Annotated in this window: 13 protein-coding genes; 6 read left to right on the forward strand and 7 right to left on the reverse strand. The window is 72.9% G+C overall.

What is annotated here, in order from left to right; all coding sequences use genetic code 11:
• Positions 1–336: 336 nt before the first annotated feature.
• From ACFVHK_RS02490 to ACFVHK_RS02505, 4 genes are all read left to right on the forward strand, one after another.
• Positions 337–522: a hypothetical protein gene (locus ACFVHK_RS02490; protein ID WP_376927428.1), complete on the forward strand. Its 186-nt coding sequence runs from the start codon at positions 337–339 to the stop codon at positions 520–522.
• 125 nt (positions 523–647) lie between these two features.
• Positions 648–3,611, forward strand: coding sequence for a helix-turn-helix transcriptional regulator (locus tag ACFVHK_RS02495; RefSeq protein ID WP_376927429.1), 2,964 nt, complete (start codon positions 648–650; stop codon positions 3,609–3,611).
• A gap of 94 nt (positions 3,612–3,705) precedes the next feature.
• Positions 3,706–4,245, forward strand: coding sequence for a glutathione peroxidase (locus ACFVHK_RS02500; protein ID WP_376927430.1), 540 nt, complete (start codon positions 3,706–3,708; stop codon positions 4,243–4,245).
• Positions 4,246–4,256: 11 nt separating this feature from the next.
• Positions 4,257–4,928, forward strand: a complete 672-nt coding sequence (locus tag ACFVHK_RS02505) for a DUF2461 domain-containing protein (protein WP_376927431.1) — start codon at positions 4,257–4,259, stop codon at positions 4,926–4,928.
• Between the two features lie 42 nt (positions 4,929–4,970).
• Here the strand turns inward: ACFVHK_RS02505 and ACFVHK_RS02510 are convergent, their stop codons facing one another.
• A complete protein-coding gene (locus ACFVHK_RS02510; protein WP_376927432.1) occupies positions 4,971–6,506 on the reverse strand; it encodes a leucyl aminopeptidase in 1,536 nt (511 codons plus the stop codon).
• A gap of 151 nt (positions 6,507–6,657) precedes the next feature.
• On the opposite strand from ACFVHK_RS02510, the gene ACFVHK_RS02515 reads away from it, so the two are divergent.
• Entirely contained in the window at positions 6,658–7,185 is a 528-nt protein-coding gene (locus tag ACFVHK_RS02515; RefSeq protein WP_376927433.1) for a DedA family protein, read from the forward strand.
• 28 nt (positions 7,186–7,213) lie between these two features.
• On the opposite strand, the gene ACFVHK_RS02520 is transcribed toward ACFVHK_RS02515, so the two are convergent.
• The 3 genes from ACFVHK_RS02520 to ACFVHK_RS02530 form a co-directional block, all read right to left on the reverse strand.
• Positions 7,214–7,588: a hypothetical protein gene (locus tag ACFVHK_RS02520; RefSeq protein WP_376927434.1), complete on the reverse strand. Its 375-nt coding sequence runs from the start codon at positions 7,586–7,588 to the stop codon at positions 7,214–7,216.
• Between the two features lie 229 nt (positions 7,589–7,817).
• A complete protein-coding gene (locus ACFVHK_RS02525; RefSeq protein WP_376927435.1) occupies positions 7,818–9,557 on the reverse strand; it encodes a hypothetical protein in 1,740 nt (579 codons plus the stop codon).
• Positions 9,558–9,789: 232 nt separating this feature from the next.
• Positions 9,790–10,713, reverse strand: coding sequence for a carbohydrate kinase family protein (locus tag ACFVHK_RS02530; protein ID WP_376927436.1), 924 nt, complete (start codon positions 10,711–10,713; stop codon positions 9,790–9,792).
• Between the two features lie 141 nt (positions 10,714–10,854).
• Here ACFVHK_RS02530 and ACFVHK_RS02535 point away from each other — a divergent pair, with 141 nt between their 5' ends.
• On the forward strand, positions 10,855–11,532 hold the full coding sequence (locus tag ACFVHK_RS02535) for a TetR/AcrR family transcriptional regulator (RefSeq protein WP_376927437.1): 678 nt from the start codon (positions 10,855–10,857) through the stop codon (positions 11,530–11,532).
• Positions 11,533–11,611: 79 nt separating this feature from the next.
• Here the strand turns inward: ACFVHK_RS02535 and ACFVHK_RS02540 are convergent, their stop codons facing one another.
• The 3 genes from ACFVHK_RS02540 to nucS all read right to left on the reverse strand — a co-directional run bounded on the left by ACFVHK_RS02540 (position 11,612) and on the right by nucS (position 16,232).
• Positions 11,612–14,383: an immune inhibitor A domain-containing protein gene (locus ACFVHK_RS02540; RefSeq protein WP_376927438.1), complete on the reverse strand. Its 2,772-nt coding sequence runs from the start codon at positions 14,381–14,383 to the stop codon at positions 11,612–11,614.
• A gap of 353 nt (positions 14,384–14,736) precedes the next feature.
• Positions 14,737–15,423 carry an HAD hydrolase-like protein gene (locus ACFVHK_RS02545; protein WP_376927439.1) on the reverse strand — a complete coding sequence of 229 codons (687 nt, stop codon included), beginning with the start codon at positions 15,421–15,423 and terminating at the stop codon, positions 14,737–14,739.
• 113 nt (positions 15,424–15,536) lie between these two features.
• Positions 15,537–16,232: an endonuclease NucS gene (nucS, locus tag ACFVHK_RS02550; protein ID WP_376927440.1), complete on the reverse strand. Its 696-nt coding sequence runs from the start codon at positions 16,230–16,232 to the stop codon at positions 15,537–15,539.
• Between the last annotated feature and the right edge of the window lie 22 nt (positions 16,233–16,254).

Here is a 16,254-nt window from a genome sequence, read left to right on the forward strand (position 1 = left end):
TGCCATCGCACCGGTCCGCGACCGGGCGCGGTGAGCCGGAAGAGACCACGCAAACGATACGGAAGGAGGTGCGTGATGTTCGCAACGCTGCTCGTGCTCGGGCTCGTCACGGCTGGGGCCGTGATCGCGTCGGTGATCCAGTTCCGCAGGGACGGCTACCACCGCATGCCCACCCTGTCGCACTGAGGTCGGATCGACCCGGACGTCCGCATCCGACCGAGCGGGGCCCTGAGGCCACCTCAGCGGCCCCGCACCACGGAAATAGGGACATCTCCCGATGAACCCGGACCACCTCAGGGAGGAGTCTCGGATCATCAGCCGGACCAGGAGGAGACCATGGACTACTCAGCAGGATTCGTCGCACAGCAGGTGCACGAGGTGAACCTCCTCGGCGCCGAGCAGCGGATCGCGCACGCGCAGGCCGCGGCCGAGCGCGAGGCCGAGTCGCCCGCCGTCGGTCGCGGCGCCCGTCGCGTCCGTGCGCCGCACCGCCGCTTCCACCTGCCGCAGTTCGCACGGTGATCCCGATCACCCGCGGCGGCGGGGCGCGCGCAGCAGCGGACGCCTCCGGATCCGCGGACGCCGCGTCACGGCGTCGGCCCGATGGGGCCGGCGCCGTTGTCGTGGGCGCGTGGGACGATATGGGTGTGACCAGCTCTTCGTCGAGCCCCACGATGATCGCCCGCGACGCCGAGCTCGAGTGGCTCAACGGCCTCCTCGATGCCGTGCGCGCCGGCACGCCCGCGACCGCCGTGATCGGCGGCGAGGCGGGCATCGGCAAGTCCCGGCTCGTGTCCGAGTTCATGTCGGGGCTCGGGGCCGACGTGCGTCTCATCGTCGGCCAGTGCGTCGACCTCGGCGACGTCGCGGCACCCTACGCGCCGGTGAAGGGCGCGCTCCGGCAGCTCGTCGCCCGGGTCGGCGCGGAGCGCGCGCTCGAGGCCGTCGGCCCGGGCCGGGCAGCGCTCATCGCGCTGCTGCCCGAGCTGGCGGCATCCGACGCCCCGACGATCGGCGAGGTCGTGATCACGCCCGGCGGAGCCGGGAGCGGCCAGCTGCACGAGGCCGTCGCGGTGCTGCTCGAGACCCTCTCGCGCGACCTGCCGATCGTCCTCGTCATCGAGGACCTGCACTGGGTGGATGCCGCGACGCTCGCGCTGCTGCGGTTCCTGCTGCGCTCGCTCGGCTCGAGTCGCCTCCTCGTGGTGCTGACCTACCGCAGCGACGACGTCACGCGCGGCCACCCGCTCCGCGGGTTCCTGTCCGAGATCGAGCGCGACCGCTGGGTCGAGCGACGCGAGCTCGGCCGCCTGAACGAGACCGAGGTCCGCGCGCTCGTGGGCACCCTCATCGTCGACGAGGCTCCGAGCGACCGCGTGCTCGAGACGGTCTTCCGCCGCAGCGACGGCGTCCCCTTCTTCGTCGAGGAGCTCGTGGGCATCGACGGATGCCGCGACGAGGGCTTCGTGCCCGGGACGCTCCGCGACCTGCTGCTCGCCCGCTACGAGCGGCTCACCGACGACACGCAGGAGCTGCTTCGGCTGCTCTCGACCGGCGGGGTGCGGGTGCCGCACGCCCTGCTCGCCGCGGTGTACCGGGGCGGCGACGAGGAGCTCGAGGCGGCCGCCCGCGAGGCCGTCACCTACGGCGTCCTCGTGATCGACGGCGACGACTACGCCTTCCGGCACGCCCTCGTCCGCGAGGCGATCCTCGCCGACCTGCTCCCGGGCGAGCGCGCCCGGTTCCACGCACGGTACGCCGAGGCGTACGAGGCGCAGGCCGTGGCCGCCGCGGGCGGGCGTCGCCTCGCCGCCGAGATCTCGTACCACTGGCTGGGCGCCCGCGACCCCGTGCGGGCCTTCCCCGCGACGATCCAGGCCATGCGCGAGGCGCGCGCCGCGGTCGCCTATGCGACGTCGGCGCAGCTCGGCGAGCGCGCCCTGGAGCTGTGGGAGACGGTGCCCGACGCCGAGCGGATCGCGGGGATGACCAAGCTCGAGCTGATGGGCCGCACCGCCTCGCAGCTGCGGCACGCCGGCGAGGGCGAGCGCAGCCTCGCGCTGGTGAAGCTGGCGCTCGCCGAGTGCCCGCGGAGCGACCCGCAGTACCCCAGGCTGCTGCGGGACAAGGCGCTCTACCAGGCCAACATGGGCCGCGGCGGCTCGATCGCCATGCTCGAGGAGGCGCTCGCCGCGATCCCCGACGAGGGCGCCGACGAGGTCCGGGCCACCATCATGACCGGGCTCGCCGGGCGGCTCATGATCGAGGCGCGCATCGACGAGTCCGTCGAGATGGCCGACGCCGCGCACGAGCTCGCGAGCGCCATCGGCTCCGCACGCTACGCCTCGGTCGCGATGAACATCAGCGCGGTCAGCCGCGCCTCGCGCGGCGAGGTCGACCGCGCGCTCGTCGACATCGAGCGGGCGCGCGAGCTCGCCGACGGAGACGGCGCCGCCCTGCTCCGGTACTGGGTGAACGCGTCCGACCTCCGCTACCTCGTCGGCGACTTCCCCGAGGCCGTCAGGCTCGCCGAGGAGGGGCTCGCCCGCGCGCGGGCTCAGGGCGTCGAGCGCAGTTCGGGCGTGATCCTCGCCTCGAACGCGGTCGACCCGCTGTTCGCCCTCGGCGAGTGGGAGCGCGCCGACGCCCTCATCGAGCGTGCGCTCGCGCTCGACCCGCCCGGTCCGGTCCGCACCTACCTCGAGCGGGCGAAGCTCTGGGCGCTGGTCTGGCGAGGCGACGCCGAACGCGCTGCGGAGACCTTCCGCCAGCTCCGACCGGCGATGGCGCCCGTGATGCAGGTCGAGATGCAGACCCGACTCGCCGTCGGGCGCGTCGCGGTCGAGATCGGGCTCGCCGTCGGCGACCTGTCGCAGGCGTGGCGCGACGGGCGAGGGGTGCTGCACGAGCAGGTGCTGCCGCTCGCCGGCTACGCCGAGCCCATGCTCTGGGCGCTCGCGCGGGTGATCGCCGCGGTGCGCGCCGACCCGGCGCGGGTCTCCGAGGCCGAGGCCGCCGAGATCCTGGGTGCGGAGTCCGACCTGCGAGCGCTGATGGTGCGGCTGTCGTTCTGGCCGACGCACCCGATCTGGAAGGCGTTCGTCGACGCCGAGCTGACCCCGACGGATGCCGCGTGGCGGGAGGCCGCCGAGCGCGCCACGGCCGAGACGGCCCCCCGGTTCCTCAGGCCGTACGCCCTGCTTCGGCTGGGCGAGGCGCTCCTCGAGGCGGGCGATCGCCAGGGCGCGCGCGACACGCTCCAGGAGGCGTTCGACGGCGCGGTCGACGGCGGCGTCACGGCCGTGCAGACGCGCACCGCGCGCGTCGCGATGCAGGCGGGACTCGCGCTCGACGGCGCGACGCACCACGACACCCGGCAGGGCGCCGCGGGCGTGGCCGGAGCGGACGAACCGGCCGATGCGGTCGCCGAGCTCACCGCGCGCGAACGCCAGGTGCTCGACCTCATCGCCGAGGGCCTCAGCAACCGGCAGATCGGCGAGCGGCTGTACATCAGCGGCAAGACCGCGAGCGTGCACGTCTCCGCCATCCTCCGCAAGCTCGGGGCGTCGAGTCGCACCGAGGCGGTCTACCTGGCCCGCGCGACCCGCTGACGCGACGTCCGCGCGCCCCGCGAACGCCGACTGCCGAGGCGCCTCCCAGCCCACCGCGCTACCGTGGACGGACCGAACCGAGGAGCAGCGACGCATGACCGAGCTCGAGACGATCCCGTTCCGCACGATGTCCGGCGAGACCCGCACGCTGGGCGACTGGGCCGGCCAGGTCAGGCTCGTCGTGAACGTCGCATCGCGGTGCGGGCTCGCCCCGCAGTACGAGCAGCTCGAGGAGCTCCAGCGCAGGTTCGCAGACCGCGGCTTCACGGTGCTCGGCTTCCCGAGCAACCAGTTCCTGCAGGAGCTCTCCTCCAACGACGCGATCAGCGAGTACTGCCGGTCCACGTGGGGCATCACCTTCCCGATCCTCGACCGCGTGAAGGTCAACGGCCGCAGCGAGCACCCGCTCTACACCGAGTTGAAGCAGACGGCGGATGCCTCCGGCAGGGCCGGCCGCGTCGTCTGGAACTTCGAGAAGTTCCTCGTCCTCCCCGACGGCGAGGTCCGTCGGTTCCGTCCGACCACGGTGCCCGACGACCCGGCGATCATCGCCGCGATCGAGGCCGCCCTTCCCGACGGCGCGAGCCGCGGCCGCGGGCCGGGCGCCGAGGCCGGCCGGACCGCGGTCGACTGACCGGGCGCATCATGACCGCCGGTCGTCCAGCGGCAGGATCCGCCGCCCCCGGTGACCCGTTCGCGTCCGACGAGCGACTGTTCGGGCCGGAGGCGTTCGCGTTCTACGTCGAGCTCGAAGCGCACAACTCGCGCGACTGGTGGCAGGCGCACCGCGCCGACTACGAGCGCCACGTCCGGCTGCCGCTCGAACGGCTCGCCGCGATCGCGGGGGAGCGCTACGGTCCGGCGAAGGTGTTCCGGCCGAACCGCGACGTCCGCTTCAGTGCCGACAAGTCCCCGTACAAGCTCAACGGCGCGATGACCGCCGGCCGGGTCGGCGGCGTCTACGTGTCGGTCTCCGCGGAGGGACTGCACGCCGGGGGAGGGCTCTACGAACCGTCTCGCGCCCAGTTGCAGCGCGCACGCGAGGCCATCGCGGCGGACGGCCCGGCTGCCGCCGAGCTCGACGCGATCGTCCGGTCGCTCGAGGAGCGCGGGCTCGAACTCGCCGGCCCGTTCCTGAAGACCGCGCCGCGCGGGTTCGATCGCGAGCACCCGCGCATCGAGCTGCTGCGGATGACGCACTTCGCCGGCCTCGGCACCCTCCCGCCCGAGGCCACGATGGGCGACGTCGATCGTGTGTGGCGGGCCGTGGAGCCGCTGCTGGACTGGGTCGAGACGCACGCCGAGCCCTCGATCTGACGGCTGGACGCCACCGCGAGCGCCCGTCGCCCGCGGCATCCGTCAGTCGACCGGGGTGAACCCCCGCGCCAGCTCGATGAGCAGGCGAACTCCGTACCCGGTCGCGCCCTTCGAGCGCCACGCGTCGTCGGCGTCGGCGTTCATGGTCCCGGCGATGTCGAGGTGCGCCCACGGAGTGTCGCCGACGAACTCGGCGAGGAACAGGGCGGCCGTGGTGGCGCCGGCGTTCGCGCCGCCGAGGTTCGCGATGTCGGCGACGTCCGAGTCCATGAGCTTGCGGTACTTGCGCACGAGGGGGAACTGCCACGTCGCCTCGTCGATCGCGTCGCCCGCGTCGACCAGTCGGTCGATCAGCGGCTGGCTCGTGCCGAGCACGACGGAATGCGTCTCGCCGAGCGCGCGCAGCGCGCTGCCCGTGAGCGTCGCGATGTCGACGATCGCGTCGACGCCCTCCTCGGTCGCGAGGACGAGGCCGTCCATCATGACGAGCCGACCCTCGGCGTCGGTGTTCTTGACCTCGACGGTCTTCCCGCCGCGGGCCGTGAGGACGTCGCCGAGCTTGTACGCGGACCCCGACGGCATGTTGTCGGTGCACATGAGCCAGCCCGTCACGCGCGCGGTGGTTCCGAGGTCGCGGAGCGCCGTGAACGCGCCCAGCACCGCCGCGGCGCCGCCCATGTCCATCTTCATGAGGAGGTGCATCGGATCGCTCGGCTTCAGGCTGATGCCGCCCGAGTCGTACATGATGCCCTTGCCCACGAGTCCGAGATGGCCCGTCGCGGTGCCCTCGGGCAGGAAGTTCAGGACGATCATGCGCGGCTCCTCCGCGCTCGCCGCGTTGACGCCGAGGATGCCCCCGCAACCGAGCTCGATGAGCTGCTCGCGGTCGAACACCTCGACGTCGAACCCGAACCGCCCGCCGAGCAGCTCGGCGACCTCGCCGAGGTCGGTGGCCGTGAGGTGGCTGGGCGGCGTGTTCGCCAGGTCGCGTGCGATGGCCGTCGCGCGCGCCGCGACGAGGCCCTCGGCGATGCCGGCGGATGCCGCCTCCGCGTCCACCCCGTCGAGACGGAGCTCGACGCGCTCGAGCGCGGGCTCGCGCGCCTCGGCCTTGAGGGCGTCGTAGCGGTACCGGCCGAGCAGCACGCCCTCGGTGAGCCCACGCGCCGCGGCCGCGGCATCCGTCGACCCGATCGAGGGCACGCGCAGCCCGACCGTCGCCGCCTTCTTGACGGCCCGGACGAAGGCCGCTCCCGCATCGCGGAGCGTGGCATCCGTCGCCTCGGCCTCGGGGCCGCCGCCCACGACGATGATCAGGCTGCGTCCGGGTTGCGGCAGCATGAGCGTCTGGCCCGCCTTCGCCTCGAAGCCCGCCCGCCCGAGCGCGTCCCGGTCGAGGCCGATGCCCTCGGGCAGATCCCCCTCGTCGAAGACGAGCACGCCGATCGCGTCGAGTTCGGCGCCACCGGTGCCGCCGCCGAACTCGTCGACCGACGAGACCCGCACGCCGTCGTACGCCTCCAGCGACGGGACGGGCGAGAAGCCCTCGGAGATGAGCTTGACCGGGTTGCGCGTCATGATGGTCCCTCCACAGGTTCGGGACCGACAGTATCGGCGCCCGGCCCGGCTCGGAAGGGACCGCGACGATAGACTCGGGGCGTACCCACGACCGCGACGTCCGGGCGGCGGTCGCCGCCCCCGGCGGTCGACGACGGCGACAGGCGGTGCGGTGGAGATCTTCGAGGGCTGGCCCCTTCCGGCGGCGATCGGCGTGCTGTTCCTGATCGTGCTGCTGCGCGCCGGCGGCACCTACGCCCTCGGTCGGGGCTCGCGGGCCGGCGTCAAGCGACTGATCGAACGACGCGGGCGGATGGCGCCGCAGCTCGCGCGCGCCGAGGCCGTGATCGAGCGGTTCGGCGCCCCGGTCGTGGCCCTGTCGTTCCTCACCGTCGGGTTCCAGACCGCGGTGAACCTCGCCGCCGGCGTGCTGCGGATGCCGCTCGTCAAGTACATCCCCGCGCTCGTCGTCGGCGGGGCGATGTGGGCGACGCTCTACGGGGTCCTCGGGCTCGCGACGGTCAACGCGATCATCCAGGCCGCGCAGCGCGACCCGGTCGCCGCGCTCCTCAGCGTGCTCGCGGTCGCCGCGCTGCTCGTCCTGATCGAGGTCGCGACGCGCAAGGCGCGTGCCATCTCGGCACGGCACGCCGACGCGGTCGAGCCGATCCTGCCCGACGACGCTGGCCGGGCGGAATAGCCGCCGCCGGGCTCAGCGGGTCAGCGTGTCAGCCCGCCGAGCACTGGTTGTAGTTCTGGCTGCCGCCATCGCGTCGCTTCGTGACGAAGCCCGAGGTGTCGCCCTCGACGGTCACTCCCGAGACCGCCTGCACGGTCGCCGTCACGGTGCCCTGCTGGTTGTTGCCGAGGATGAACTGGATCGTGAACTGACCCACGAAGGTCGCACCGGTACCCGTGACCACGTACGACGTGCCGGTCTGGCTGGTGGGCGTGAAGTTCGGCGTTGCAGTGAAGCTGCCCTGGCCGGAGTGGCTGAGGGTGATCTGGACCACCGCGCCCTCGGGAAGGTCGGGAAGGGTGACGCTGATCGTGCCGTTCGCGCCCGTGCCGGCGCAGCTGCCGACGACGGACGCGGATGACACGCCTCCTGGGCTTGCGGCATAGGCGGGAGCCGGCGCAGCGACGAGAATCGCGGGAACACTCCACGCGGCCGCCTTCGTGATCGTTCGGCGGCTGATCCCGGGCGCGCCGCCGGTCGTCCTCTCGGTGTCCAGGTCCCCCACGTGCTGCTCCCACTCGTCGTGATATGCGAAGTGGAAGTCTAACCTCCGGAAGGGACGCCGGGGAACGGGGTTCCTCAGTCCGGCGTGCTCAGTCGTGTGTTCCGCCACCTCGTCCGGGGCCGGACGTGCCGGACGATTTCGCGCTCGTGCCGCCGGTCGATCCGGATCCCCCCGCCGTCACCGAGGTCGAGCTGTATCCGATCGTCAGGTCGTTGACCGACCCGCGGACGGCGAAGTTCGCGGTGCCGGTGCCGTCCAGCACGCCCTGGATCAGGACGGTCCCGTCGTCGAAGATGGTGAACTCCGCACCCGGCGGGCCGGTGACCGCGAGCGGCCGCCAGCCCGCGTCTCCCGGTTCGCCGACCGTGAACGACAGCCCGGCGGAGGGTTGCGGATCGGCGACCGGGTTCGTCACGCCGTCCCCGGGCGCCGGAGCCGGTGGGCTCCCAGGTTCGGGCTGAGGCGGAGCGGCGGGTTCCGGGCCGGCCGTGGGGTCATCGGCACCCGGCGACGCTCCGGCGCCCGGCGAGCCGGAACCATCAGGCGACGCGGCGTCCGGTGCAGCCGCTTCCGGCGGGGTCGGGACTTCGCCGGTGTCGGGGGTCGGACCCGGATCGCCGGGCAGGTCCGTCGAGACGATCTCGGGCGGAGCCATTCCGGGCGGCGCCGCCGAGATGTCGGCCGCACCGCCATCGGCGCCGGTGGCGGAGTCGAGCGCGCCGAGACCCGGGGTGCCGCCGGAGACGGCGGCGACCACCACGACCGCCGCGGCCGCGGCCGCCAGCGTCGCCGAGGTGGCGAGGAGGGCATGGCGCGGCACGTGCGAGACGGAACGGACGAGCCGTGCGACGCCCGCCGCGAATCCGCTCGAGGCGGCGCTCGCAGGTGACGCACCGGAGGTCGCGGCGGCCGCGGTCCCGGCGGTTGCGCCGGCGGTCATCGCGGCGAGGGCGGTGCGGTGCCCCTCGAGCGCCGGGATCGGCGCCATCACGGCCGCCGACGAGCCCGCACGCGTGGCCTCGAGGAACGCGACGCCGGAGGCGCCGCCGAGCACGAGCAGCGGGATTAGCCCGACCAGTCGGTGGGCCAGGTCCGCCGCGGGCAATGCCGCCGCGCGGCATCCGTCGCAGGTCTCGACGTGCGCCCGGACCCGAGCCGGAATCCGCCGACCCCGGGCGCCCGTGGCACCGAGCTCGGCGAGTGCGCCGTCGCAGTCGCCGCCCGCGGGGACGACGGCGGCGCGCTGTCGGATCCAGGCATCGCGGATGCCCTCGTGCGCGGTGGCGACGAGCGCGTGCGTCTCAGCGGGCGTGAGCCCGAGCTCGGCGGCGAGCTCGACCGACGGGAGACCGTCGATCTCGGTGAGCCAGAGCGCCTCCTGCGCGGCGGTGCGGAGCGACGTGTAGGCGACCGCGAGCGCCTCGCCGTCGCCGAGGCCGGCCGGGAGGTCCGTCGCGTACCACTCGTGCGGCGCCGCGAGGGCCGGTACCTGGTCGAGGGTGGTCCCGCCACGGCCGTCGGCGGCGGCGGCGGCCTCGCGCACCGCCGCGAGGACGTGCGGCCGCATCGCGCCGACGGGTGCGGCAGGGGCCAGGATCGACGCGGAGAACCGCGCCGCGGCGCTCTCGACGACGAACTCGACCTCGGCCGAACCCGGCGTCGACGCGGCGGCGGCGATCGCCGCAGGCTCGTGCCGATGCCAGAGCCGCGTCACGGCGAAGCCGTCGCCCGCCCGCGCCGACGCGATCAGCTGGTCGTCGGTCGGGGTGGCGACGACGGGGAGCGCGAGCGGCGAGGTGGCCGGATGGCCGCCGGCGGCATCGGGCACTGCCACTCCTCTCGTCGCGCCGTTCGCGCGGGTCGGCGCGTGGCGACCGACGCGGGTCTCGTGGCGCGCGCCGGGGGCTTCGGCTCGCCTCCGGCGTGGCATGGTGCCGAGATCGGAGTTCTCTGGGGCGGAGCGCCGATCGGGGGTGCGCACCGTGCCGATGTCGCCATCAGCGGTTGGGGCGAGTCTACGACCCCGCCCCGGCACGCACGCAAGACCCCCGTTCGGCGGGTCAGCTCCCGAGCTGCGGTGACGGCGACCCGGTGCGGAGCAGCGCGCCCTCGTGGCGGACGGTCGCGGCGGCGATGGTCATCGCCTCGTCGAGCGCCGCCGCCCAGGCCTCCCGGTCGGCCGGCATGCCGTCTCGGGCGACGTGGTGGACGATCGCCGCGAGCGTCGCATCGCCCGCTCCCATCGTGTCGACGACCCGGCCGGGGAGGTCGACGATGTCGACGTGGACGGCGAGGTCGCCGTGGTGGACGTCGGCCCCGTGCCGACCGGCCGTGGCGAGCACCGCGGGTCGTCCGGGTCCACCCGAGCGGAGTCGTCGCACGAATGCGTCGAGGGGCTCGCGTGCGAGCAGTTCCGCGTCCTCGTCGCCGGCCTTCACGAGCAGCGACCGCGACGCGACGCGCTCGAAGGCGGCGAGGAACGCCTCGCGGTCGTGGAGCATGCCCGCGCGCGGGTTGCCGTCGACGATGAGCCGCTGCTCGGGATCGTTCACCGCGTCGAGCAGCGCGTCGACCTGCTCGGCGTCGTCGAACGGATAGCAGCTCACGACGACGAGGTCGGCCTCGCCGAGCGCCTCGCGCGTCGCGGCGTCGAAGGAGAGTCGACGGTGCTGCGCGGCGTCGTTGAACACGTAGCGCGGTTCGCCGCCCTCGCTGCGGTCGGAGACGGCGCGGGACGTGCCGAGCGCCGAGGGGCTCTCGACGAGCCGCACGCCGTAGTCGTCGAGGAAGGCGCGGATGCGGGAGGCGGGTTCGTCGTCGCCGAGCATCGCCACGAGCGTGACCTGCTCGCCGAGCAGCGCGAGCCCGACCGCGACGTTGAGGGCGGCGCCGCCGACGAACTCGCGCGATCCCGAGGGGTCCCGCAGCTCGTCGATCAGGGCGTCGCCCACGACCGTGATCCGTGCGGCCTCCGGCTGCGTCATGCGCTCGACCTCCTCGTCCGGCGTGAGGCGTGCGTCGCCCCGCCGCTCGCGTCCAGCGTGGCACGCGTTCGCGTCCGCGTCCACGCGCTCGGGGTCGGCCGCAACACTGTACGGTGTGTCGAGTCCCCTACGGAAGGCCCCATGAGACCCGGACCCCGACGCAGCCTCACGCACGCGGAGATCCTCGACGCCGCATTCGAGCTGCTCGAGACGAAGGGGTTCGATGCGGTCTCCGTCCGCGGCGTCGCCGGCGTGCTCGGGCTGACGCCGACGGCGATGTACACGTACTACCCCAACAAGGGCGCGCTGCTCGCCGGCATGGTCGAGCAGCTGCTCGGCCGCCTCGACACCGGCGAAGCGGATGTCCCGGCCGCGCCGCCCGCCCGCGATCGCGTCGTCGCACTCGCCGAGGGCCTGCGCTCGATCCTCGTCGAACGGCCCGGGGCGGTGGGCCTGCTCCTCGCGACCCCGCTCGACGGGCCCAACGCGAGGCGCATCGACGAGCGCCTGCTCGCGACGTTCGCCGATGCGGGACTCGACCCCGTCGAGGCGGGACGCGCGACGCACGCCGTGCGCGTGCACGTGCTCGGTGCGGTGGCGTTCGACGCCGCCGACGAGGAGCGCGCGGTCGAGGGGTCCACGCCCGCCGACGGGACGCCCGCGACCGCGGCATCCGCGACGCTCTGGGACGACGCCGAGACGTTCCCGCTCGGCGATCACACGCGCGAGCTCGCGGACGATCCCGCCTCCCGGTTCGCCTGGGGGATCGAGCGCCTGCTCGACGGACTTCTCGCGCCCGCGGCACTCGGTCGCGACTGAGCCCGTCGGCCACCCCCGCACGCGACGAGGCGCCGACCCCACGAGGGGGCCGGCGCCTCGCCGGTTCAGGCTGCCGCGATCAGCCCGCCGACGGCGGGGTGACCTCGATCAGCGCTGCGGTGTTGCCGGACAGGGCCTTCTTCACCGAGATGACGGTGCCGTAGCCCACGCCGTCGTCGGCCGGGTTGCCCGAGCCGAACGGGCCGAGCCCGATGTCGAGGCCGTAGTACTCCGTCGCCGGCGAGCCGTCGAAGTGGTACAGCGGCACCGAGTACGGCGCGTTGCCCACCGACGGGACGACCACCGAGGCGTCGCGGTCGCGGTAGTACAGCGAACCGGTGTCGCTGACGGCGAAGCCGGGCACCCAGCCCTGGTCGTCGGTGAAGGTGCTCACCGCGGGCAGGGACGGGATCTCGGTGCAGTACTCGGTGTCCGATCCGGCGACCGTGAAGCACTCCGTGAACGGGTGCGTCCCGGTGAGGCCGAACGCCGCGTTCGACGACTGCGCACGCGAGGGCATCACGTTCAGCGTCGTCGGGTCGGCGTCGGCCGCGGCGCCGGTGCGCTGCAGCGGGTCGAAGTGGCTGTCCACGACGAGCAGGCCGCCCTTCGCGCCGTAGCTCGGCAGGGCCGACTCGTTCGAGATGATCTGGTTCGAGTTGCCGTACGTCGTGTCGCGGTACCAGATGAGGGCACCGGGCGCGTTGTAGGCCACCTTCTCGACCTTCCAGGCGCCGTCGCTGTAGACGGTGTTGTACCCGTACTTCAGGCCCTCGTCGAAGCCGTCGAAGTTGCGCCACTCGACCAGGTAGTACTGCGCCTGCACCGAGGTGCCGGTGTCGATGCGCCAGCCGGGTCCGGTCGTGTCGACGAAGGTCGACACCTCCGGGGTCCAGCCGTTGTCGCCGCTCTCGACGTCGTCGCTCCAGACGGTGACGCCGTCGGCGACGAGCTCGAAGTCGTCGGCGAACCAGCCGCGGTCGAGGTAGGCCGCGTCCGTGGCCTGGCGGAGGCGCAGCTGCACGGTGGTGCCGGCGTACGGCGTCAGGTCGACGTAGTGGTGCGCCCAGCCGTGGGTGTCACCGGTGAGGCCGTACTTCAGCCCGCCGTAGTCGGAGAGGCGGTTGTTCGGGTCGCCGTAGGCGTCACTCGTCGAGACCTCGGCACCGCCCTCGTCGTAGACCTTCTGCTGCGCCCAGGTGGCGCCGCCGTCGGTCGAGACCTCGATGAAGCCGTAGTCCCAGTCCGCCTCGATGACGTAGTCGTTCCACATCCAGAACTTCGCGTCCGCCGCTGCGGGCACGTCGACCGAACGGCTGAGGCGGATGTCCGCCCAGTCCTGGTCGGCGCCGGAGTACCACATCTCCTCGCCGCTGTGCGCGTCCGCGAGGGTGATCACCTTGTCGGGCAGGTTGACCTTGATGCCGTCCTCGGTGCCCTTCTTCGGGCGCGACGTCTGGCCGACCTTGATGGTCCGGGTGTCGTCGCCGGGGTTCACGACCTCGGGGTCGGCCCAGCCGAGCACCCACTTGTCCCAGAGGCCCATGTGGGTCGGCATCGACTGGAAGATCGGGCCGGAGTGCGAGCCCGACGACATGAGGTCCCAGAAGTCGACGTCGGAGCTGCCGGCGCCGGAGACGTCGTACAGGTCGGGGAGGCCGAGGTCGTGGCCGTACTCGTGCGCGAACACGCCGACGCCCGAGTCCTCGGGCTGCACGATGTAGTTCGACAGCTTGAGGTCGGTGCCGGGGATGTCGGCCCCGCCCGCGACGGCCGAGGAGTGCGCCCAGATGGCGTAGGTGCCCTCGGCACCGCCGCCGCCCGACTTGTCCTCGCCGGCGTGCACGAGCACGACGTGGTCGATCACGCCGTCGGGCTCGGAGTAGTTCCCGTCGCCGTCACGGTCGGACTGGTCCTCGACGTCGTAGTCGGCCCAGGGGAAGTCCGGCTGTGCCGCTGCGAGGGCCTCGACCGCGTGGATCGGCAGCGCGTTGGCGCCGATCGGGTTCTCGGGGTGACCCTGCATGCCCTGGTAGGCGCCGGCCTCCCACTCGCCCTCGTCGTTCTGGTAGCAGGTGGTCGCGCCGTACCAGCCCTCGGAGTGCGGAAGGGTGACCCACTGGGTCGCCTCACCCGTGACGGTGTAGGCGCCGCGCGACATCTCCTCGTACATCGACTTCATCGTGTAGCCCGAGATGTCGAAGCCGGGCTGGCCGTCGGGGCCGGTGAGGTCGGTGCGCACCCGCTCGGTGATGCCCTCGTCCGTGAAGAGCATCTTGTCGAAGTGCTCGGGGGAGAAGTCCTCGACCCACATGGAGTTGTTGTCGAGGTCGGGGTAGTCCGCCGGGTTCGGGATGTTGTTGTGCAGCGGGCCGTTCACGACCTCGCCGAGCTTGCACGTCGAGGCGCCCCAGTACTCGGGGACGTAGACGTCGGTGAAGTCGTCGTTCGCCTCGTCGTTGAACTCGACGAGGATCGTCAGGAGCTTGGCCTCCTGCGTCGACTTCGCCTTCTTCAGCGCCTTCGGGCTCTTGCCGGTCTCGATCGACTTGGCCTCGAGCTTGGCGAGCTGGCGAGCCGTGGCCGGGTTGCCCTGGGCGTACTTCTTGTCGAGTGCGGCCGACTGCTCGGCCACCGTGCCGCTGACCGTGCCGGCCTTCGCGGCGGCGCCGTCGACGGTCGCGTCGAGCGCCTCGCCGGTCTCGAACGCGGCCTCCGCCCGTGGTGCGGCGTAGTTCATGTAGTACTCGTCGGCACCGATGACCGGTGCCGGTGCGGCGGTCGCCGTGCTCGTTCCAACGGTCGCCAAACCGGCGGCCGCGAGTGCGAGCACGGGGATCGTCGCAACCACGCGACGACGCGCGCGGCTGGTCTTCCCTTGCATGTTTCTCCCTCCGAGTGCCCGCGGACGGTGACCGCGGGACACGAAACGTCGTCCGCCGGTGGGCGGACGTACCCGGCATCCTGCCCCCCGCATGGGGGCGGAGGGAAGGCTCCGGAAGGGAGTTGACCCGAATCGTTGCTATCGAGGTTTTCTCGCGTTGAAGGGCTGAATGCGGCGGATGCTTCGATGCGCGCGACGTGCGTCGAAGCATCCGTGGCGGAATCGGGCTTCGTGCGAATCGGGTCGACGGTCGCCGTCGAGCCCGCGTGCGCCGGACTCTCCTGCGGTGCGGCAGGGGATCCGGGTGGCCGGGCGGGCCGTCAGCCGATGAGCAGGCCCCGCAGCTGGTCGGCCGAGTGCACGACGGCCAGGGCGTCCGTCGCCTCGGCGGGGGAGCCGTAGCCCCACTCGACCATGATCGTCGGCACGCCGTGCGCCGCGGCGCCGAGCAGGTCGTACCCGCGGTCGCCGATCATCACGGCGTCCGACGTGTCGCGGCCGAGCTCGTCCAGTCGACGCAGCGCCTCGGCGACGACGTCGGCCTTCGTGCTGCGCTCCTCGTCGTCGCTGGCGCCGGCGACGACCGTGAAGTAGCGGTCGAGGCCGGTGTGCGCGAGGACCGCGCGGGCCATCGACTCGGGCTTGCTCGTGGCGAGTGCGATCGGGAGGCCTGCGGCCTGGATCGCCTGCAGCACGCCCTCGACGCCGGGGAACACCGGGGAGTGCAGGAGGTGGTCGTCGTAGTGGTCGCGGTAGACGTTGAGCGCCTCCCAGGCGTCGACGTCGCTGAAGCCCGCGGTCATGCGGAGGCTGTCGAGCAGGGGCGGGCCGACGTAGGAGCGGAGCGTCTCCTGATCGGGGACGGGCGCGCCCATCTCGGTGAACATGTGCGCGAGGGAGTCCATGATCTCGCTCGCGGAGTCGATGATGGTGCCGTCGAGGTCGAACAGCACGGCGGACCACTCGCGCGGGGGTGCGATGGTGGCGGCGGGGAGCAGGGAAGTCACCGCGTCATACTAGGCGCATGAAATCCGAGGAACACTCGGGAATGCTGTGTGCCGGCTGAACGCGGGCCCGGAAGGCCGCATCGCGGGACCCCTGCAGGCCGACCGCGAGCGCGTCAGAACAGCCGCGCGTGGCCGCTCTCGACGCCCCGCATCGCGTCGTAGTCGAGGACCACGCAGCGGATGCCGCGGTCCTCCGCCAGCGTGCGCGCCTGGGGCTTGATCTCCTGCGCCGCGAACACGCCCACCACCGGCGCGAGCAGCGGATCGCGGTTCATGAGCTCGAGGTACCGCGTGAGCTGCTCGACCCCGTCGATGTCGCCGCGGCGCTTCAGCTCGACGGCGACCGAGCCGCCCGTGGCATCCGTCGCCAGGATGTCGACCGGGCCGATCGCCGTCATGTACTCGCGCCGCACCAGGCGGTAGCCGTCGCCCAGCAGCTCGATCTGCTCGGCCAGCAGCTGCTGCAGGTGCGACTCGACCCCGTCCTTCACGAGGCCCGGGTCGACGCCCAGGTCGTGCGCCGAGTCGTGGAGCACCTCGTGGATCGACACGACGAGCTGGTCGGCGGTCTTCGCGTGCGTGACCCTCCACACCTCGGTCACGCCCGCTGCGCGCTGGTCGTCGTCGGGCTCGGCCGCGGCGAGCGTGCAGGGCGGGCTCATCCAGTTCAGCGGCTTGTAGCTGCCGCCGTCGGAGTGCACGAGCAGGCTCCCGTCGCCCTTCACCATGAGCAGGCGCGTCGCGAGCGGCAGGTGCGCGGAGAGCCGGCCGGCGTAGTCGACGGAGCAGCGGGCGATGACGAGACGCACCCGACGAGTCTACGTTGGACGT

The sequence above is a fragment of the Agromyces binzhouensis genome (genome assembly GCF_042672355.1).
Taxonomy (GTDB): domain Bacteria; phylum Actinomycetota; class Actinomycetes; order Actinomycetales; family Microbacteriaceae; genus Agromyces; species Agromyces binzhouensis.